Genomic DNA, 18168 nt, shown 5'->3' with positions numbered 1-18168 from the left:
CGGTTCAGGGCACCCGGAACAGCACGATCGCGACCCGGCGGCCGCGGACGTAGTTGAACCCTTCCGCCCGCCCAACGGCGAACTGGCGCAGGCCGAGCGCCGCGAGGGCGGCCTCGAAGCGCGGCTCCTCGCGGCTTTCGACGGCCACCACGCGGCCGGGACCCCCCGCCAGGAAGCGCGCGGCCTCCGTCCCGTCCTTCAGCAGGTGCGTTGCGGTGCCGGTCTCGAAGACGACGGAGGGCTCGTGGTAGCCGGTGATGCCGAAGCGCTCCGCCGGTACGCCCTCCGCCGCGACCATGGCTGCCACGCGGTGGGAGACCCAGGGGGCGGTCAGCCGCGGCAGCACGCCCTCGAGCACCACCCAGTAGAGCGGCACGGCGAGGATCGCGGCCGAGAGGCCGGCACGCGCCCAGGCCCCCTCCCGCGCCGCCCGTACTACCACCCAGAGGGGAAGCGCGGCGAAGGGGATGGCCAGCAGGCTGACGGGGTTCAGCCAGCGGTCCGCGGCGAGCGGCAGCGCCACCGCCAGCCCGGCCAGACCGATCGCCGTGCCGAAGAGCGCGGCCCAGCCGAGCCAGGCCAGCCAGCGCGGGGCCGGGCGGCGCAGGGGGTCGCAGGCCCAGGCGGCGCCGAGCAGCAGCAGGGCGGGATAGGCGGGCAGGACGTAGTGGGGCAGCTTCGTCGCCACCGCCTCGAACAGAAGCCAGGTGGGCGCGGCCCAGGCGAGGAGGAAGCGCGTTCCCGGCCGCATCCGCGCCGCCCAGGCATGGGGCAGGCCGCGCAGCACAACAAAGGCGCCGGGGAAGGCCGCGATGCCGAAGGTCAGCAGGTAGTAGCCGGGTGGGCCCCAGTGCGCCTCCTCGCCGGAGCCAACCTTGTTCAGCATGTCGTCGCCCAGCGCCTGGGAGAAGAAGCGCCCCTCCGTCGCGATGCCGATGGCGACGAGCCAGGGCAGGGCGCAGGCGATCATCAGCGGGATGCCCCAGGCCGGGCGCAGGGCGCGCAGCCAGGGCATGCCGGCGCGCCAGCCGCGATCGGCGACGTAGAGGGTCAGGCCTGCCAGCAGCGGCACCATGGGCGCGATCGGGCCCTTGAGCAGCACGCCCGCGCCGAGGGCGAGCCAGAAGCCGAGCGCCGCGCGGGCGGAGAAGCCGGCGGGCGAGAGATAGGCGCGGCCCATCAGCCCCATGGCGGCCACGACGCTCGCCAGCAGAGCGGCATCGGTCTTGGCGATGTGGGTTTCCGCCACCAGCAGCAGGGAGGCCGCCAGCAGCGCCGCCGCGAGGAAGGCCGCGCGCCGCCCGACCAGCCCGCGGCCGAGGGAGAAGGTGGCGAGCACCGCCAGCCAGGCGCCGAGCGCCGCCGCCAGCCGGTAGCTGCCGATCCAGCCCCGCGCCGGGAGCCCTGTGGCCTCCAGCACGTGGACAATGCCGGCCTGCGCCCAGTGGATACCGACAGGCTTCTTGTTGCGCTCCACCTCGCCGTTGCGGATGCGGACGTAGTCGCCGCTCTCCACCATCTGGCGGCTCGCCTGGGCGAAGCGGGATTCGTCGCGGTCCCCGGCCGGCAGCGAGAGGAGGCCGGGTGCCCAGAGCAGGAGGCAGAGAAGGGAAAGCCACAACCGCGGCCGCCGCGTCTCCGGCAGGCGGTCCAGGGCGCCGGTGAGGGAGGGGGAGGGGGCCATGGCCCGGCGCCTTACCGAGGGTGCCCGGGGGTGTCGAGGCCCCATCGAACATCCGGCCCCCTGGAACGTTGGGAGAGGGATGGAAGAGGTACCCACCATGTCCGACAGCCCCGAGATCACCCCGCCCGATCCCTCCCCCGCGCCGGGCCCCGCGCCCGGTCCGGAGAACCCGGTGCCCGAGCCCACGGTCGTGCCGCCGGCCCCCGGACCCGAGATCCCCGCCCCTGGGCCGGACATGCCGGAACCGGGACCGGTCGGACCCGACATCACGCCGATCGGGCCGGGGCCGGGGGGAATGCCACCCGCGGTGATGTAGCGCGGCTGGAGGGCGGAGAGGCCCCGCCTGGGGGCCTGCCGGAGACCGCTCCGGGGCCCTCACCGCCGGGCGCTCCCCGCCGATCCGTCGAAAGGGGGTTTCGCACCCCGGGGGCACCGCCCACCTTGGCGGGGTGGCGGCCGAGGTCGCCCCCGCCAAGGATGCCCGCATGAATGCCTCGTTCGACCCGTCCCAGATGAAGTTCGGCATCGGCCAGCCCGTCTCCCGCAAGGAGGACCCGGTGCTGCTGCGGGGCGAGGGGCGGTACAGCGACGACCTCTCCCTGCCTGGCCAAGCCCATGCGGTGATGGTCCGCAGCCCCTATGCCCACGGGACGATCCGCGGCATCGACACCGAGGCGGCGCGCGCCATGCCGGGGGTGCTGGCCATCGTCACCGGGGCGGACCTTGAGGCGGCGGGCATCGGCCCGATGTCGCTCACCGTCGGCCAGAAGAACCGCGACGGCAGCCCGCCCCATCTTCCCCGCCAGCCCGTGCTGACCACGGACAAGGTGCGCTTCGTCGGCGACCCCGTGGCGATGGTGGTCGCCGAGACCGCGAAGGAGGCGCGCGACGCCGCCGAGGCGGTGGTGCTCGACGTCGATCCCCTGCCGGCCGTCACCGAGGCGCGGGAAGCCGCCGCGCCCGATGCGCCCCTGCTGCACGAGGCCGTGCCCGGCAACCTCGTGGTCGATTTCCACTACGGCGACACCGAGGCGGTGGCGGCCGCCTTCGCGCGCGCGGCCCATGTCGTGCGCCTGCCCATCCGCAACAGCCGCGTCGTCGTCTCGCCCCTGGAGCCGCGCTCGGCCATCGGCACCTTCGAGGAGGGGCGCTACGTGCTGCGCGCCGGCAGCCAGGGCGTCTTCGGCATGCGCGGCGGGCTCGCCAAGGTGATGGGCGTGGAGCTCGAGGGCGTGCGGATGCTCACCGGCAATGTCGGGGGCTCCTTCGGCATGAAGGCGAGCGTATATCCCGAGTACCCGGCCCTGCTTTTCGCCGCCCGCAGCCTTGGCCGGCCCGTGAAGTGGACGGACAGCCGCTCGGAGAGCTTCCTCTCGGACAGCCACGGGCGCGACCACGACATGGTCGGTGAACTGGCGCTCGACGCCGAGGGCCATTTCCTCGCGGTGCGGATGACGGGCTTCGGCAATCTCGGCGCCTATCTCTCCAACGCGACGACGCTGCCCTCCACCATGAACACGGTGAAGAACGTCATCGGCGTCTACCGTACGCCGCTGCTGGAGGTCTCCACACGCTGCGTGCTGACCAACACCACGCCCGTCGGCGCCTATCGCGGCGCGGGACGCCCCGAGGGCAACTACTACATGGAGCGCATGGTCGACACTGCCGCGCGGGAGATGGGCATCGACCGGGTTGAGCTGCGCCGGCGCAACCACATCCGCGCCGACCAGATTCCCTACGATGCGCCGTCCGGCATGCATTACGACAGCGGCGACTTCCCCGCGATCCTGGAGGAGGCACTGGCTGCCGCCGACTGGGACGGCTTCCCCACCCGCCGCGCCGAGGCGCGCCGCCGCGGCCGGCTGCGCGGCATCGGGATCGGCCATTACCTCGAGGTGACGGCGCCGCCGTCCAAGGAGATGGGCGGGATCCGCTTCGACGAGGACGGGGGCGTGACGATCATCACCGGCACGCTCGACTACGGCCAGGGCCACGCCTCGCCCTTCGCGCAGGTGCTGGTGGATCGCCTCGGCATTCCCTTCGATCGCATCCGGCTGGTGCAGGGGGACAGCGACCTGCTGATCGCCGGCGGCGGCACGGGCGGATCGCGCTCCATGATGGCGAGCGGCACGGCGATCTCCGCCGCCAGCGCGCAGGTGATCGAGCGCGGGCGGAAGCTGGCGGCGCATGTGCTGGAGGCTTCCGCCGAGGACATCGAGTTTTCCTCGGGCCGCTTCACCATCGCCGGCACCGATCGCGGCATCGGGCTGCTGGAACTCGCCGCCCAACTCCGCACCATGCCCGCCCCGCCCGAGGGGGTGCCGGACACGCTCGATGTCTCCACCACCGAGCAGTACGAGGACAGCGCCTTCCCCAATGGCTGCCACGTCGCCGAGGTGGAGATCGACCCCGAGACGGGCGAGACCGAGGTGGTCAGCTACGTCACCGTCAACGACTTCGGCACGCTGGTGAACCCGATGCTGGTTGCGGGCCAGGCGCATGGCGGAATCGTGCAGGGCATCGGTCAGGCGCTGACCGAGCACACCGCCTATGACGAGGACGGCCAGCTCCTCAGCGGCTCCTACATGGATTACGGCCTGCCGCGGGCTGAGCACGCCCCGGCCTTCGGCTTCGCCAGCCACCCCGTGCCCGCGCGCACCAACGTGCTGGGCGCCAAGGGCTGCGGCGAGGCCGGTTGCGCGGGCGCGCTGCCCTCGGTCATGAACGCCGTGGTGGATGCGCTGGCCGAGCGCGGCATCGCCCATGTGGACATGCCCGCGACGCCCCTGAAGGTCTGGCGCCTCCTCAACGAAGGTGTGGCGGCGTGATCGTCCTCGTCACCGGCGCCACCTCCGGCTTCGGGGCGGCGACTGCGCGCCGCTTCGCCGAGGACGGGGCGCGCATCGTCGCGGTCGGGCGGCGCGCGGATCGTCTCGACGCGCTGCGCGACGAGATCGGCGCCGACAAGGTGCTGCCCATCGTGCTCGACGTGCGCGACCGGGTGGCCGTGGCCGCGTCCATCGGCGGGTTGCCAGCGGAGTGGTCCGCGATCGACGTGCTGGTGAACAACGCCGGCCTCGCCCGCGGCCTCGGCCCCGCGCAGGAGGCCGACCTGGACGACTGGGACGCGATGATCGACACCAACGTGAAGGGGCTGGTCTACCTCACCCGCGCCGTTCTTCCCGGCATGGTGGAGCGCGGGCGGGGCCATATCGTCAACATCGGCTCCACCGCCGCGGAGTTCCCCTATCCCGGCGGCAATGTCTATGGCGGCACCAAGGCCTTCGTCCGTCAGTTCAGCCTCAACCTGCGGGCCGATCTCTACGGCACGCCGGTGCGGGTGACGGATATCGAGCCGGGACTGGTGGGCGGCACCGAGTTCAGCAATGTCCGCTTCGGCGACGACGCCAAGGCCGCCGCCGTCTACGAGGGCGCCGACGCGCTGACGCCCGAGGACATCGCGGACGCCATCCACTGGGTGGCCTCCCGCCCGGCGCGGGTGAACGTGAACACCTTGCAGGTCATGCCGGTGGCGCAGAGCTTCGGGCCGCTGCGGGTGCACAAGCCGGGGCGGGGATAGGGGCTTGTGGGGGCCTCGCGCCCCCCGTAACCCTCCGACACAGTCCTTGATTTCGACGCGGCGGCCGGATTGGGCTAAGGCCCCGCCCCATGCCGCAAGACACACCCGCCCCCATCGGTCTTTTCGACGTCCGTGCCCAGCAGGCGCTGATCCGACCGGAGATCGACCGCCGCATCGCCGCCGTCCTCGATTCCGGCCGCTTCGTCATGGGCCCGGAGGTGGAGGAACTGGAGCGCGCCCTCGCCAGTTTCGCCGGGGTGGGCCACTGCGTCGCCGTCTCCTCCGGCACCGATGCCCTGCAGATCGCCATGATGGCCGAGGGGATCGGGCGCGGGGACGCGGTGTTCCTGCCCGCCTTCACCTATACCGCGACGGCGGAGGTGCCGCTGGTGCTCGGCGCCACCCCCGTTTTCGTGGACGTGGACCCGAACACCTTCAACATCGACATCGCCGACCTCAAGCGCCGCATCGCGCTCGTGAAGGCGGAGGGCAAGCTCCGCCCCCGCGCCGTGGTGGGCGTGGACCTCTTCGGCCTGCCGGCGGACTGGCGGGCGATCGAGGCGATCTGCGCGGAGGAGGGGATGTTCGCCCTCGATGACGCCGCCCAGGCCTTCGGGGGCGCGCTGGAGGGCCGCCGGCTGGGCGGCTGGGCGGGCGCGGCCGCGCTGTCCTTCTATCCCACGAAAACTCTCGGCTGCTACGGCGACGGCGGCGCCCTGCTGACGGACGACGCCGAGAAGGCCGACCTCTACCGCTCCCTCCGCACCCATGGCGAAGGCAAGACCCGCTACGAGGTGATGCGGACGGGCATGAACGGCCGTCTCGACACGATCCAGGCCGCCATCCTGCTCTGCAAGCTGCCGCTGATGGAGGGCGAGCTTTCCGCCCGCGCCCGCATCGCCGCCGCCTATGACGCGGCGCTCGCCGGCCACGTGCAGACCCCGGTGCGGGCCGCGGGCTATGAGAGCGCTTACGGCCTCTACTCGGTGCTGGTGGCCGATGAGGCGCAACGGGCACGCGTGCAGGAGGCCTGCAAGGCGCGAGGCGTGCCGACCGCCATCTACTACCCCCTGCCGCTGCACCATCAGCCCGCCTATCGCGAGGCGCACGCCGCCGCCATCGGCCAGGCGCCGCCGCTGCCGGTGAGCGAGATGCTGTGCAAGCGCATCCTGGCCCTGCCCATGCATCCCTATCTCGACGAGGGGCAGGTGGAGCGCGTGACGGAGACGGTGCTCGCGGGGCTCTGAGGGGCCGGTGCTTGTGGCTCCCGGAGAGGGCGCTGCCCTCTCCGGACCTCGCCCGCCAAGGGCCTGAGGCCCTTGGATCCCCATCTGGCTGTCGCGGTACCTTCCTGAAGGTGTCGTCGCCTCGGGGCCATGACCCGAGGCGCACCGGCCGTTCAGAGATTCCAATCAGATAGAAAAAGATGATGGTGAGGGGTCCGGGGAGAGGAAGAATTCCTTCTTCCTCTCCCCGGGGCCACAAGCGGCGGCCAGCGGGAATGAAGGCGCCGCGTAATGCCTCTTCCGGGTCGCAACGCCCCGGTTAAGCTGCGTCGAACGGCAAGGGCCCGTCATGCTCGAACTCCAGGATCTCACCCGCCGCTTCGGTGGCCGCTCGGGCGACGACAAGGGCCGCGCCGCAGTGGACGGGGTCACACTCTCCATCCCGCAGGGACAGATGGTGGGGATCATCGGCCGTTCCGGCGCGGGCAAGTCCACGCTGCTGCGCATGGTCAACCGCCTGACCGAGCCGAGCGCGGGCCGCATCCTGCATGAGGGCGCAGACGTGACGGCGCTGCGCGGGAAGGCGCTGCGGGACTGGCGCACGCGCTGCGCGATGATCTTCCAGCAGTTCAACCTTATCCAGCGGCTGGACGTGCTGACCAACGTGCTCGTCGGGCGGCTGAACCATCGGCAGGGGCCGCTCGCGACACTCAACTCCCTTCTTCTCCGCTTCACGCCGGAGGAGCGCGCGATGGCGCTCGACGCGCTGGACCGCTTCGACCTGGCGGAGCAGGCCTTGCAGCGGGCGGAGACGCTCTCGGGCGGGCAGCAGCAGCGCGTCGCCATTGCCCGTGCCATGCTGCAGGAGCCGCGGCTGCTGCTGGCAGACGAGCCCATCGCCTCGCTCGACCCCCGCAACGCGCGCGTGGTGATGGAGGCGCTGCGCGACGTGAACCGGCGGGACGGGCTGACGGTGCTCGTGAACCTCCATCACCTCGACACCGCCCGCCGCTACTGCGACCGCATCGTCGCCATGTCCGCCGGGCGCGTGGTTTTCGACGGCACGCCCGCGGCGCTGAAGGCGGCGGAGGTCGAGACCATCTACGGCGTGCCGGAGGAGGCGCTGGAGGCGGAGACGCCGCAGGCCCCGCCCGTTGGAGCCGTCGCATGAACGCCACTCGCCGCGCCCTTCTCCTCTCCGCCATCGCCGCGCCCGCCCTGGCGCAGGGGATGCCGCGGCGAAGCGTCGATCCTGGTGTCACCTTCCCCGAACCCGGGCGCCGCCCCTGGGCGGACAGCATCCCGGTTCTGCGCATCGGCATTTCCGGCGGCGAGAACGAGACGGACCGCCTGGCGCGGAACGAGCCCTATCGCCAGTTGCTGGAGGAGACCTTCAGGCTGCCCGTGCGCCTCTACCCCTCGCCCGACTTCGCCGGGGTTGGCCAGGCCTTCGCCGCGGGTCAGATCGAGATGGCGCAGATGGGCGCCGCGAACTACGCCGGCACCTGGATCGACACCAAGGGAGCGATTGAGGCGCTGGTTTCGGCCGAGGCGGATGACGGCACCATCGGCTATGTCGCCGTCATGGTGACGCGCGCGGATTCTGGCATCACGGATCTCGCGGGGATGCGCGGGCGCTCGCTCGCCTGGGCCGATCCTGCCTCCACCTCCGGCTATTTCGCGCCGCGCGCGGCGCTGCGCGCCCGGGGGATCGAGCCCTCCACCTATTTCTCCCGCACGGGTTTCGCGGGCGGGCACGAGCAGGCGGTGGTAGCGGTGCTGCACCGGCAATACGACGCGGGCTGCACCTGGGCCTCCGGCCAGGGGGATTTCGCGACGGGCTACTCGCGCGGCGCGCTGAAGGTGATGGTGGACAAGGGGATGCTCGACATGCGCGAGCTGCGCGTGATCTGGCAAAGCGATCCGATCCCCTCCGGCCCCATCGCCTGTCGCGCGGACCTGCCGGAAGCCTTCAAGGAGGACATGCGTCGCTTCTTCCTGGCGCTGCCCAAGACCCATCCCGCCGTCTACGAGGGCATCGAGCGCGGTGGGGGCACGGGGTTCCGCACCGTCACCCATGCCGACTACGCCCTGGTGGTGCGCCTGCGCGAGGAGGAGGCGCAGGAGCGCCGCAGGAGACGTTGAGCATGTCCCGCCGCCGCCAGTTCCTCACCCTCCCGATGGCGCTCGCCGCCGCGCCGGCCCTCGCGCAGCGCCGCAGCACCGATCCCGGCCTTGCCTTCCCCGCGCCGGGCCGACGCGCCTGGGCGACGCAGGTGCCGCAGATCCGCATCGGCATCCTCGGCGGCGAGAACGAGGGCGACCGCCTCGGCCGCTACGAGGGCTATCGCCGCCTAATGGAGGAGACCTTCGGCGTGCCCGCGCGGCTGCTGCTGGCCGCCGATTTTGCGGGCGTCGTGCAGGCGCTGGGCGCGGGGCAGATCGATCTCGCCTCCATCGGTCCCGCGGTTTACGCGGCCGCCTGGCTGGACACGAACGGGGGCGTGGAGCCGCTGCTGGTGGCCGAGCAGGAGGATGGCTCGGCCAGCTATGTCGGCGTGATGGTCACGCGGGCGGATTCCGGCATCACAGATCTTGCGGGCATGCGCGGCAGGTCGCTTGCCTGGCCGGACCCGAACTCGGCCTCGGGCTATCTCATCCCGCGCTTCGCGCTGCGCAAGGCAGGCATCGATCCCAACACCTATTTCGCGCGCACGGGCTTCGCGGGCGGGCATGAGCAGGCGGTGATCGCGGTGCTGCAGCGGCAATACGACGCCGCCTTCACCTGGGCCTCCGGCCAGGGCGACGCCGCCGCCGGCTTCTCGCGTGGGAACCTGCACGCGATGGTCGAGAAGGGCATGCTGAACATGCGGGACCTTCGCATCGTCTGGCAGACGGAGCCGGTGATCTACGGGCCGCTGACGGTGCGAAAGGCGCTGCCCGCCGCCTTCAAGGAGGACATGCGGCTGTTCCACCTCGCGCTGCCCGCGGCGCATCCGGACATCTACCGCGCCATCGAGCGCGGCGGCGGCACCGGCTATCGCGAGGTGACGCACGAGGGGTTCCAGCTCCTGATCGACATGCGGCGCGAGGAGGCGGCGGAGCGCCGGAGGCGCAACTGAGCGCCACCTTCTCCCCCGCGGCACTTCGCGGCGAGGCGGCCTTCCAGGCGGCACGGCGGGCGAAGCGCGCGCGGCTGCTCCTCGGCGGCGCGCTGTTCATCATCGCCCTGCTGGCCGCGGCCGAGGTGAGCGAGTTCTACCCCTCCTCCCTCGCCGCCGGCCTGCCGCGCGCGGGGGACTACTTCGCGCGGCTGGTGCCGGACCTGCGCTGGGCCTCGCTTTTTGGCGGGTGGGAGACGGAGGGCAGCATCGCCTTCTGGTTCTACCGCCTCGACAAATGGGCGCTGCTGCTGGTCGAAACTGCGAACATGGCGGCGCTGGCGACGCTGGCGGGCGGCGCCGTCGCGCTGCTGCTCTCTTTCCCGGCAGCGCGGAACGTCGCGCCCTCCAGTATTGCCTACCAGCTCTCGCGACGCGTGCTGGAAGCGATGCGGACGGTGCCGGAGATCGTCTACGCGCTGATCCTCGTCTGGGCCTTCGGCGTGGGGCCGCTGGCGGGCATCCTCGCGATCGCGGCGCACACGACCGGCGCGCTCGGCAAGCTCTTCGCCGAGGCAGTCGAGAACGCGGAGATGGGACCCTGGGAGGGCGTGCGTGCCGCCGGCGGCACCTGGGCCCAGGCCTGCCGCTTCGCCATGCTGCCGCAGGTGGCGCCCAACATGGTCTCCTACCTGCTGCTGCGCTTCGAGATCAACGTGCGCGGCGCGAGCGTCATCGGCTTCGTCGGCGCGGGCGGGATCGGGCAGGAACTGTATCTCGTGATCAGCCAGAACTACTACGAGGAGATCTCGGCGATCATCGTGCTGATCGTCCTCGTGGTGGCGATGATTGACCTTCTCTCCGACGCGCTGCGCCGCCGGTTGCGCGGGGAGGCCCGGGCGTGAGCGGAGCGAATGTCCCGCCCGGCATGAGCGGGGCCAGCGTCGCGCGATGGCGGGAGGCACTGCCCGCCGCCTTCGGTCCCTCGCCGCGCCAGCGCGCGGCGCGCCTCGCGGGCGGCGCCGCTTTCCTCGCCTGGCTGGCCTGGGCCTTCTGGCTCTTCGACATCACGCCCGCGCGGCTGTGGAACGGGCTGTCCGGCCTTTTCACCATCATCCGCCTGATGATCCCGCCCTCGCCCGGGGAGTTGTGGGGCGACATCCTCAAGGGCCTCGCCGAGAGCGTCGCGATGGCCTTCCTCGGCACCGTTCTGGCGGCCACCTTCGCCGTGCCGCTCGGCTTCCTCGGCGCGCGGAACATCGTCACCACCACGCTGCTGCGCTTCTCGCTGCGCCGGGTGTTCGACGGGATGCGCGGCGTGGATCAGCTCATCTGGGCGCTGGCCTTCGTGCGCGCGGTGGGGCTCGGGCCGCTCGCCGGCGTCCTCGCCCTTTTCGTCTCCGACCTCGCGACGCTCTCGAAGCTCTACGCGGAGGCGATCGAAAACGCGGAACGCCGCCAGGCCGAGGGCGTGACCGCCGCGGGCGCCTCGCGCCTTCTCGCGGTGCGCTTCGGCATCCTGCCGCAGGTGCTGCCGGTGATGCTCGCCCAGGCGCTATACTTCTTCGAGAGCAACACCCGCTCCGCCTCCATCCTCGGCGTGGTGGGCGCGGGCGGGATCGGGCTGCAGATCGCCGAACGCATCAAGGTCCGCCACTGGGACGAGGTGGCCTTCATCATCCTCCTGATGGTGGTCACCGTCGCGGTCATCGACTGGCTCGGCGGCAAGCTCCGGCGGCGGCTGATCGGCGAGCGGCCGCGCGCGTAGTCAGATGCTGTCCCTGGTTTTGGGGCTGGTGATGCCAGAGAGGGCTCTGCCCTCTCCGGCACCTCACCCGCCAAGGGCCTGAGGCCCTTGGATCCCCGTCTGGCTGTCGCGGATGCGGTGATCGGGGCCGGTTCTTTTCTGCCGCCTTTCCTGTGCGTGCAGTCGCCTCGGGTCTATGACCCGAGGCGCACCGGCCACCAAGCAATCCCAACCTGAAGAAAAAGATGATGGTGAGGGGTCTGGGGAGAGGAAGAATTCCTTCTTTCTCTCCCCAGCATCACCAGGGCCGACCGATCAGAAGGCAGCATCACCCGCGCATAAAACCCGCGCATAAAAAAGGCCGGAGGATTGCTCCTCCGGCGCCTTATCCCGCGTGAGGTGTTCGCCTCAGGCTGCGTCCTCGCGCCGATCGCGCGCCTTCACGTAGGCGATGGAGGCGTGCTCGAGGCAGTAAGGCTTCGTCGGCATCGCCTCGCTCGTGCAGAAGCGGAACTCGGGTGTGCCGGGCTCGCCGATCGGCCAGCAGCAGCTGCGCGCGCTGCTGCGCTGGAAGGGGCGCACGACGGCGGCCGGTGCGACGCGCGGCGCGCTGGCCGCGGGCGGCGGCACCACGCGCGGAGCGGCGACGGGGCGCGGCGCCGGTGCGGGGGGGGGCGACGCGACGGGGCGCGGCGCCTCGCTGGCGGTGGATGCGGCGGCGACGGCAGGCGCCTGCTCGCGGTGGATGGGGCTCGGCCGCGCGGGCAGGTGCAGGCGATGCGCCTTGCCCACCACGGCATTCTTCGAGATGCCCATGCGCCGTCCGATCTCGGCGGTGGAGTGCCCTTCCGCCCAGAGCGCACGCAATTGCTCGATCGCTTCCGCTGACCAGTCCATCGCGCCCATCCTCGTCAACGCCGATACAAGATACGGTAGGTCATGCAGTTGCTTGCCCACAAGATGCGGCGCACGGAATCTTGTGCATGAAATTGTGGGCGAACCTGTGGACAGGATTCGCGACGTGAATCGGATCAGCCGTTTGATGCCTCCGCTTCACGTGCCGTCAGAGGAGCAATCCCTTCCTCAACATGCCGTGCACGCCTTTCTCGCCGTTCACGGTTTGAGTCACCCGGAAATCAACCGCGAGCGAGCAGAACTGGTAAGCATCCGCCGCCGAGAGATTCGTGCGCGCGGCGATGAAGGCGATCATCTCCCGCAGCGCGCCCTTCATCGCGATGTCCAGATCCTCGTGCATCCCCATGCTGATGAAATGCGTCGGCGTTTCCGCGCGCGGAAAGCGCAGGATCGGGTCGCGCGCGCCGCCGCCCTTCTCGACATGCAGGCCGAAGGTGCCGGTGAGGCAGGTCTCGAGCGCGTTGATGCAGACCTCGCCGTCGCCCTGCACGCCGTGGCCGTCACCGGCCGAGAAGCGCGCGCCGGATACGTGCACGGGCAGCCAGAGCGTCGTGCCCTCGACCAGCTCCTTGTTGTCGAGGTTGCCGCCATGCGCGCGCGGCTCCTTCGTGGAAAGCCGGCCCCATTCCTCCGGCGGCGCCACGCCCATCACGCCGAAGAAGGGCGCGAGCGGAAGCCTGATCCCGCCGCCCATCGGCAGCGCGCAGGTCTTCGCCGCCTGGTCGACGGGGATATGAAGCATCCGGCGATAAGGAAAATCCTCGGGCAGCGTGCCGACGAGCGGGCGGAAGCCGCAGAAGCCCCAGTCGGCGCCGAGCTCGATCCGCTCGATCTCCACGCGCAGCGCATCGCCCGGCTCTGCGCCGCGCACCTCGACGGGGCCGGTGATGATGTGACCCACCGCGCCCGCCGTGTTCGCCTCGGCGATCGCGCGCAGCCCCGCGGGAATCGTCATGCCGCGCCCTTCCTCCGGCACGGCGTCGCCCAGGCCCGAGACGCATTCGAGCGTCACGCGCTCGCCCGAGGCGATGCTCGCCACCGGCGGGAAGGCGGCATCGAAGAGGCCGATGCGCGTGGTCTCGGGGGTCGCGGGAACGAAGAGCGGCTCGGCCATCGGGATCTCCTGATTCGCCGCAGTCTCCCCCGCCGGCGCGCCCTTGGCGAGGGTGTGGCAGCCGGCGGCCTTCCCGCGCAACCTTCCGCGTCCCGCGCCGCTCCACGGTCGCGCCCGCTTCGGAGCTCCTCCCCATGTCCACCGCCGCTCTCCCGGCCTCCGATGGCCGCTTTCGCATGATCCGCGCACTGGCCAGCGGCTGGTGGCTGCTGCTGTTGCGCGGGGTCGTCGCGGTCCTCTTCGGCCTCTTCGCCTTCCTCGTGCCTGGCCTTGGGCTCGCCGTCATCCTCGGCACCCTTGCCGCCTGGCTCGCGATCGATGGCGCCTTCACGCTCTGGCAGGCCTTCACCGGCCGGCCCGCCATGCTCGGTGTCCGGCGCGGCGGCACGGGATGGCTGGTGGTGGAGGGCATCGTCTCGCTCATCGCCGCCGCGGTGCTGCTGATGATGCCGATCGCCTCGGCCATCGTGCTCGTGCTGCTCGTCGCCGGCTGGTCGATCGCCGCCGGGGTGTTCCGCCTCGTCCTCGCCTGGCGCAGCGGGAGCTGGCTGCTGGCCCTCTGGGGCGTGATCAGCGTCGTCATCGGGTTCTGGCTGGCCGCCGCGCCAGGCCCGGGGCTGCTGGCGCTCATCTGGCTCGTGGCTATCCAGGCGGTCGCGGGCGGAGTGCTGCTGATCGGCCTCGGCTTCCGCCTGCGTCGCGTGCACAACGACCCGACGCCCGGCTGAGCACCCCTCATTGCACCAGAGGCGCCGGCGGCGCTTCCATGCCCTCCGGCCGGGCGGCGATTCGCCCGCGCCGACGGAGCCGCCCATGCCCCTCGCCACACCCCGCCCGCCGCTCGCCCCGCACGGCAGCGGGGGCCAGCAGCGGTGACCGCCCACTGGCTGGTGAAGAGCGAGCCTGATGCCTTCTCCTGGGAACAGCAGGTGGCCGTCGGCGTGGAGCCCTGGACGGGCGTGCGCAACGCCCAGGCCGCCAACAACCTGCGCGCCATGCGCCTTGGCGACCTCGCCTTCTTCTACCACTCGAACGAGGGCCGGGAGATTGTCGGCATCGTCGAGGTCGCGCGCGAGGCCTATCCCGACCCGACCGAGGAGACCGGCCGCTGGGCCTGCGTGGACATGCGCGCCCTCCGCCCCGTGCCGCGCCCCGTCACCCTCGCCGCCATGAAGGCCGAGCCGCGGCTGCAGGACCTCGCCCTCATCCGCCAGTCCCGCCTCTCGGTCGTGCCTGTCTCGCCGGAGCACTGGGCCGTTCTCTCGGAGATGGCCGGGCTTTGACCGAGCGCGCCCTCTGCCGGCTGGAGGAGATCCCGGACGGCACCGCCCGCGGCTTCCCGCCCGTGCCGGGCGGCTTCACCAGCCTCGTCGTCCTCCGGCAGGGGGCGATCGTGCGGGTCTACGTGAACGCCTGCCCCCACCTCGGCATCCCGCTCGAACCCCTGCCGAACCGCTTCCTCGACGGGACAGGCCGTTATCTCGTCTGCTCCACCCACGGCGCCCGTTTCCGGGTCGAGGACGGCTTCTGCACCAGCGGGCCCTGCACCGGCGACCGGCTGGAAGCCGTGCCGGTTCGGCTGGAAGAGGGCGTCATCCTCGTTCCGGCGGATGCGGGGGTCTGACGCTGCGGCTCCCTGGAGAGGGCTCTGCCCTCTCCAGACCTCACCCGCCAGGAGCCTGGTTGGACCTATAGGTCCAACCCTGGACCTGCATCTGGCTTTCGCGGATGTGGTGATCGGAGGCCGGTTTCTTTCCCGGTCCCTTCCTGTGCGAGCGGGCGCCTCGGGTCCACGACCCGAGGCGCATCAGCTGCAAAGCATTCCAAACCTGAAGAAAAAGATGATGGTGAGGGGTCCGGGGAGAGGAAGAATTCCTTCTTCCTCTCCCCGAAGTCATCGGCGCCGAAAGCCCCGAAAAACCCCCTCAGATCACCAGCGGAAAGGTCACGCAGAAGCCGGTGCCCTGGGCCTGCGGCATCTGCTCGACACGCCCGCCCACCTGTTGCGCCAGCCGCCGCACGAGTTCCGTGCCTGAGCTGCCGGGGCGGGGCGGGCCCATGCCGATGCCGTCGTCGCGCACGCAGAGGCGGCCTTCGCCGGGCGGCATCACCTGGAACTCCACCCGGATCGCGCCCTCGCGGCCCTGGGGGAAGGCGTGTTTCAGGGCATTCGTCACCAGTTCGTTCACCGCGAGGCCGAGGGGCACGGCGCGGGAGTGGGACATGGCCGCGCTCTCCACCGAGGCCTCCACCGCCACCCCCTGCCGCCGCCTGGAGAGGTTGCCGCAGAGGGCCTGGAGGTAGTCCGCGAGGTCGATCAGCCCCGTGCCGCTCTCCGGGCTCAGCTGGTCGTGGGCGACGCCGATGGCGGCCACGCGATCCAGCACGTCGCCGACGATGCGGCGCGCCTCGGGGTCCGTGAGCCGCCGCCGCTGCATCACCAGCAACGAAAGGATCAGCTGGAGGTCGTTCTTGCTCCGGTGCTGCAGCTCGCCGCGCAGCATCCGCTCCTGCGCCAGGGCCCGGGCGGCATCGGCCACTGCGCCCACCGCCGCCTGCTCCCCGATCCGCCCGCGCAGCGCCAGGCCGAGGATGTGTCCCATGGCCGAGAGGAAGCGCACGTCGTCCGCGGCGAAGTGCCGGGGTTCCTGGCTGTCCACCTCCAGCACGCCCCAGACATAGCCATCGACCGTCACCGGCACGTTGAGCACCGAGACGATGCCGTGGTTCCGCAGGAGATCGGAGTAGCGGTACTCGGGATCGTTCGGCAGGTCCTCGACCACGTTGGGCAGGCGGGTCTGCAGCGCCTGTCCGGGCGGGGAGGCGAGGTCGGTGCCGAGGCTCGCGTGGCCGATCACGCCTGGCGCCCAGCCCACGCCGGCCACCACCAGCAGGTCCCCCGCCTCGGGCCGGTAGCGCAGCACCTTCGTGTGGCGGATGCCGATGCCGCGCGCCGCCTGGAGGCAGGCGAGCTGGACAAGACGATCCACCTCGATGACCTCGGAGGTCATGCGCCCGAAGTCGCTCAGGATCTCGCCGTAGCGGCGCAGCCGCGCGAGCTGGTCTTCGGCGGGGGCCGTTAGGTCGGCTGGCATAGAGGGGAAAGCAGCTCCGGCGGTTCGGGAAGCGGAAGGAGGGGGGCGGGGAGGGTTTCACGCGAAGGGCGCGTGGCGCCTTGGGCTATCCGGCGCCATAATCCTCCCGATGGACGGCACCCACGGCAATATCCCCGAATACAGCGTCTCCGAGATTTCGGGCGCGGTGAAGCGCACGCTGGAGACCGCCTTCGGGCGGATCCGAGTACGCGGCGAGATCACCGAGTTCAAGACCTATCCCTCCGGCCACTCCTACCTCTCGATGAAGGACGAGACGGGCACCATCCGCGCGATCATCTGGCGCGGCGCCCTCTCGAAGCTGGCGGTGCGGCCGGAGAACGGGGTGGAGGTGATCGCGACGGGCAAGATCACCGCCTCCGACAAGCGCTCGGACTACGCGCTGCAGATCGAGCGGCTGGAATATGCCGGCGAGGGCGCGCTGCTGGCACGTATCGAGCGGCTGCGGCTGCGGCTCGGCGCGGAGGGGCTGTTCGACGAGGACCGCAAGCGCCCGCTGCCCTTCCTGCCCGAGGTGATCGGCGTCATCACGAGCGAGAAGGGCGCGGTGCTGCACGACATCCGCACCACGCTCGCCCGTCGCTTCCCGCGCCGCGTGCTGCTGATCCCGGTGGCGGTGCAGGGGCAGGGCGCGGCCGAGCAGGTGGCGGCGGCGATCGCCACCATGGGCGCCCTCTCGCCGCTCGGGCGCATCCCCCGGCCGGACGTGATCATCGTGGCGCGCGGCGGTGGCAGTCTCGAGGACCTGATGGCCTTCAACGAGGAGGTGGTGGTACGCGCCGCCGCGGCCTCGCCCATCCCGCTCATCTCCGCCGTCGGGCACGAGACCGACACGACGCTGATCGACTTCGCGAGCGACCGGCGGGCGCCCACGCCCACCGCGGCGGCGGAGTTGGCCGTGCCCTCCCGCGAGGAACTGGCAGCCGGCCTCGATCAGCGGGGCACGCGCCTCGCGCGTGCCGCGCATTCGGTGCTCGACCGCGGGCGCATCCGGCTGGACCGCGCCGCCAAGGGCCTGCCCGACCTGCCCGCCCTGATCGCCGCCGGCCGCAACCGGCTGGAGGACCGCGCGCACCGCCTCCAGCTCGCCCCGCGCGCGCTGATCGGCGCCAAGCGGCGGGTGCTGGAGGGCACGGCCGGCCGCCTGCCCCGCCCGCAGGAGGCGATCGCGGCCCGGCGCGCGGCGCTCTCGCTGCTGGAACTGCGGATCGGCGGCGCCACGCGCGCGGCGGTGGGGCGCCAGTCCCGCGCGCTGGCCCGGATGCCGGATCTCGCGCCCCTGCTGCGCGCCCGGCTGCGCGAGGCGCGCGCTGCCGAAAGCCGCGCTGCCGAACGGTTGGACGCCGCGGCGCAGCGCCGCCTGGCCGAGCGCAACGCGACGCTGGCCCGCATCCCCGACCCGACGCCTTTCGTCACGGCGCATCTTCGCCAGTGCCGGTCGGCGCTGCGCGGCCTCTCGGCCCGGCTGGAGGGCGCCTCCTATCAGGCGCTTCTGGAGCGCGGCTTCGCCCTCGTGCGCGACACCGCCGGCCAGCCCGTCACGGCCGCGGCCCAGGTAGCGGCCGGGCAGCGGCTGAGCCTGCAATTCGCCGATGGCAGCCTCGGCGTGACCGACGACCGCGCGAAGCGGCGCGAACGGGGCGGCGCGGCCCAGGAAACGCTGCTCTGAACGCCATTTTCTGCCGGAA

At 71.7% G+C, this 18168-nt stretch carries 17 protein-coding genes; 13 read left to right on the top strand and 4 right to left on the bottom strand.

The genetic code is table 11. The features are described 5' to 3' along the window. Positions 1-4 precede the first annotated feature (4 nt). Complete coding sequence (locus tag BO39_RS04210; protein ID WP_052401446.1) at positions 5-1684, bottom strand: phospholipid carrier-dependent glycosyltransferase; 1680 nt, start codon at positions 1682-1684, stop codon at positions 5-7. Positions 1685-1781: 97 nt separating this feature from the next. Here BO39_RS04210 and BO39_RS04205 point away from each other — a divergent pair, with 97 nt between their 5' ends. From BO39_RS04205 to phnE (BO39_RS04165), 9 genes are all read left to right on the top strand, one after another. Beyond that, positions 1782-2000: a hypothetical protein gene (locus BO39_RS04205; RefSeq protein WP_052401445.1), complete on the top strand. Its 219-nt coding sequence runs from the start codon at positions 1782-1784 to the stop codon at positions 1998-2000. Positions 2001-2169: 169 nt separating this feature from the next. Next, on the top strand, positions 2170-4512 hold the full coding sequence (locus BO39_RS04200) for a xanthine dehydrogenase family protein molybdopterin-binding subunit (RefSeq protein ID WP_043830269.1): 2343 nt from the start codon (positions 2170-2172) through the stop codon (positions 4510-4512). Next, entirely contained in the window at positions 4509-5264 is a 756-nt protein-coding gene (locus BO39_RS04195) for an SDR family oxidoreductase (protein ID WP_043830268.1), read from the top strand. Before BO39_RS04200 ends, BO39_RS04195 begins: the two co-directional genes overlap by 4 nt. A gap of 89 nt (positions 5265-5353) precedes the next feature. Then, positions 5354-6511, top strand: coding sequence for a DegT/DnrJ/EryC1/StrS family aminotransferase (locus BO39_RS04190; RefSeq protein WP_043830265.1), 1158 nt, complete (start codon positions 5354-5356; stop codon positions 6509-6511). A 328-nt stretch (positions 6512-6839) separates the two neighbouring features. After that, positions 6840-7661, top strand: coding sequence for a phosphonate ABC transporter ATP-binding protein (gene phnC / locus BO39_RS04185; protein WP_043830264.1), 822 nt, complete (start codon positions 6840-6842; stop codon positions 7659-7661). Further along, on the top strand, positions 7658-8635 hold the full coding sequence (gene phnD / locus BO39_RS04180; protein ID WP_043830261.1) for a phosphate/phosphite/phosphonate ABC transporter substrate-binding protein: 978 nt from the start codon (positions 7658-7660) through the stop codon (positions 8633-8635). The genes phnC and phnD (BO39_RS04180) overlap by 4 nt, the downstream gene beginning before the upstream one ends. Before the next feature lie 2 nt (positions 8636-8637). Further along, entirely contained in the window at positions 8638-9612 is a 975-nt protein-coding gene (phnD, locus tag BO39_RS04175) for a phosphate/phosphite/phosphonate ABC transporter substrate-binding protein (protein ID WP_043830260.1), read from the top strand. After that, positions 9609-10496: a phosphonate ABC transporter, permease protein PhnE gene (gene phnE / locus BO39_RS04170; protein ID WP_043830258.1), complete on the top strand. Its 888-nt coding sequence runs from the start codon at positions 9609-9611 to the stop codon at positions 10494-10496. The genes phnD (BO39_RS04175) and phnE (BO39_RS04170) overlap by 4 nt, the downstream gene beginning before the upstream one ends. Then, positions 10493-11359, top strand: a complete 867-nt coding sequence (gene phnE / locus BO39_RS04165) for a phosphonate ABC transporter, permease protein PhnE (protein ID WP_245614940.1) — start codon at positions 10493-10495, stop codon at positions 11357-11359. Before phnE (BO39_RS04170) ends, phnE (BO39_RS04165) begins: the two co-directional genes overlap by 4 nt. A gap of 387 nt (positions 11360-11746) precedes the next feature. Here phnE (BO39_RS04165) and BO39_RS04160 read toward each other — a convergent pair whose 3' ends face one another. Together BO39_RS04160 and BO39_RS04155 are read right to left on the bottom strand one after the other, a co-directional pair. Next, a complete protein-coding gene (locus BO39_RS04160) occupies positions 11747-12235 on the bottom strand; it encodes a GcrA family cell cycle regulator (protein ID WP_043830254.1) in 489 nt (162 codons plus the stop codon). Positions 12236-12401: 166 nt separating this feature from the next. Then, positions 12402-13448, bottom strand: coding sequence for an acetamidase/formamidase family protein (locus BO39_RS04155; protein ID WP_245614938.1), 1047 nt, complete (start codon positions 13446-13448; stop codon positions 12402-12404). Between the two features lie 53 nt (positions 13449-13501). Here BO39_RS04155 and BO39_RS04150 point away from each other — a divergent pair, with 53 nt between their 5' ends. The 3 genes from BO39_RS04150 to BO39_RS04140 all read left to right on the top strand — a co-directional run bounded on the left by BO39_RS04150 (position 13502) and on the right by BO39_RS04140 (position 14991). Further along, positions 13502-14095 carry an HdeD family acid-resistance protein gene (locus BO39_RS04150; RefSeq protein WP_052401444.1) on the top strand — a complete coding sequence of 198 codons (594 nt, stop codon included), beginning with the start codon at positions 13502-13504 and terminating at the stop codon, positions 14093-14095. Positions 14096-14239: 144 nt separating this feature from the next. After that, on the top strand, positions 14240-14650 hold the full coding sequence (locus BO39_RS04145) for an EVE domain-containing protein (RefSeq protein ID WP_043830252.1): 411 nt from the start codon (positions 14240-14242) through the stop codon (positions 14648-14650). Continuing rightward, the gene (locus tag BO39_RS04140; RefSeq protein ID WP_043830251.1) at positions 14647-14991 is read left to right on the top strand and encodes a Rieske (2Fe-2S) protein; all 345 of its coding nucleotides are present in this window, start codon (positions 14647-14649) and stop codon (positions 14989-14991) included. The genes BO39_RS04145 and BO39_RS04140 overlap by 4 nt, the downstream gene beginning before the upstream one ends. 301 nt (positions 14992-15292) lie before the next feature. Here BO39_RS04140 and BO39_RS04135 read toward each other — a convergent pair whose 3' ends face one another. Next, complete coding sequence (locus tag BO39_RS04135; RefSeq protein ID WP_043830249.1) at positions 15293-16462, bottom strand: sensor histidine kinase; 1170 nt, start codon at positions 16460-16462, stop codon at positions 15293-15295. Positions 16463-16571: 109 nt separating this feature from the next. On the opposite strand from BO39_RS04135, the gene xseA reads away from it, so the two are divergent. Beyond that, on the top strand, positions 16572-18149 hold the full coding sequence (gene xseA / locus BO39_RS04130; RefSeq protein ID WP_043830247.1) for an exodeoxyribonuclease VII large subunit: 1578 nt from the start codon (positions 16572-16574) through the stop codon (positions 18147-18149). The last annotated feature ends 19 nt before the right edge of the window (positions 18150-18168 follow it).

It is taken from the genome of Roseomonas aerilata DSM 19363 (genome assembly GCF_000711725.1).
Taxonomy (GTDB): Bacteria; Pseudomonadota; Alphaproteobacteria; order Acetobacterales; family Acetobacteraceae; genus Roseomonas; species Roseomonas aerilata.
Note: the sequence above shows the minus strand (reverse complement) of the source record. Positions and strands in the feature narration are given on the sequence as shown.

Excerpts from the sequence above, each read along its gene's own strand:
- BO39_RS04210 (WP_052401446.1), bottom strand. The coding sequence starts at position 1,684 with ATGGCCCCCTCCCCCTCCCTCACCGGCGCCCTGGACCGCCTGCCGGAG.
- BO39_RS04205 (WP_052401445.1), top strand. The coding sequence starts at position 1,782 with ATGTCCGACAGCCCCGAGATCACCCCGCCCGATCCCTCCCCCGCGCCG.
- BO39_RS04200 (WP_043830269.1), top strand. The coding sequence starts at position 2,170 with ATGAATGCCTCGTTCGACCCGTCCCAGATGAAGTTCGGCATCGGCCAG.
- BO39_RS04190 (WP_043830265.1), top strand. The coding sequence starts at position 5,354 with ATGCCGCAAGACACACCCGCCCCCATCGGTCTTTTCGACGTCCGTGCC.
- phnC (WP_043830264.1), top strand. The coding sequence starts at position 6,840 with ATGCTCGAACTCCAGGATCTCACCCGCCGCTTCGGTGGCCGCTCGGGC.
- phnD (WP_043830261.1), top strand. The coding sequence starts at position 7,658 with ATGAACGCCACTCGCCGCGCCCTTCTCCTCTCCGCCATCGCCGCGCCC.
- phnD (WP_043830260.1), top strand. The coding sequence starts at position 8,638 with ATGTCCCGCCGCCGCCAGTTCCTCACCCTCCCGATGGCGCTCGCCGCC.
- BO39_RS04160 (WP_043830254.1), bottom strand. The coding sequence starts at position 12,235 with ATGGACTGGTCAGCGGAAGCGATCGAGCAATTGCGTGCGCTCTGGGCG.
- BO39_RS04150 (WP_052401444.1), top strand. The coding sequence starts at position 13,502 with ATGTCCACCGCCGCTCTCCCGGCCTCCGATGGCCGCTTTCGCATGATC.
- BO39_RS04135 (WP_043830249.1), bottom strand. The coding sequence starts at position 16,462 with ATGCCAGCCGACCTAACGGCCCCCGCCGAAGACCAGCTCGCGCGGCTG.
- xseA (WP_043830247.1), top strand. The coding sequence starts at position 16,572 with ATGGACGGCACCCACGGCAATATCCCCGAATACAGCGTCTCCGAGATT.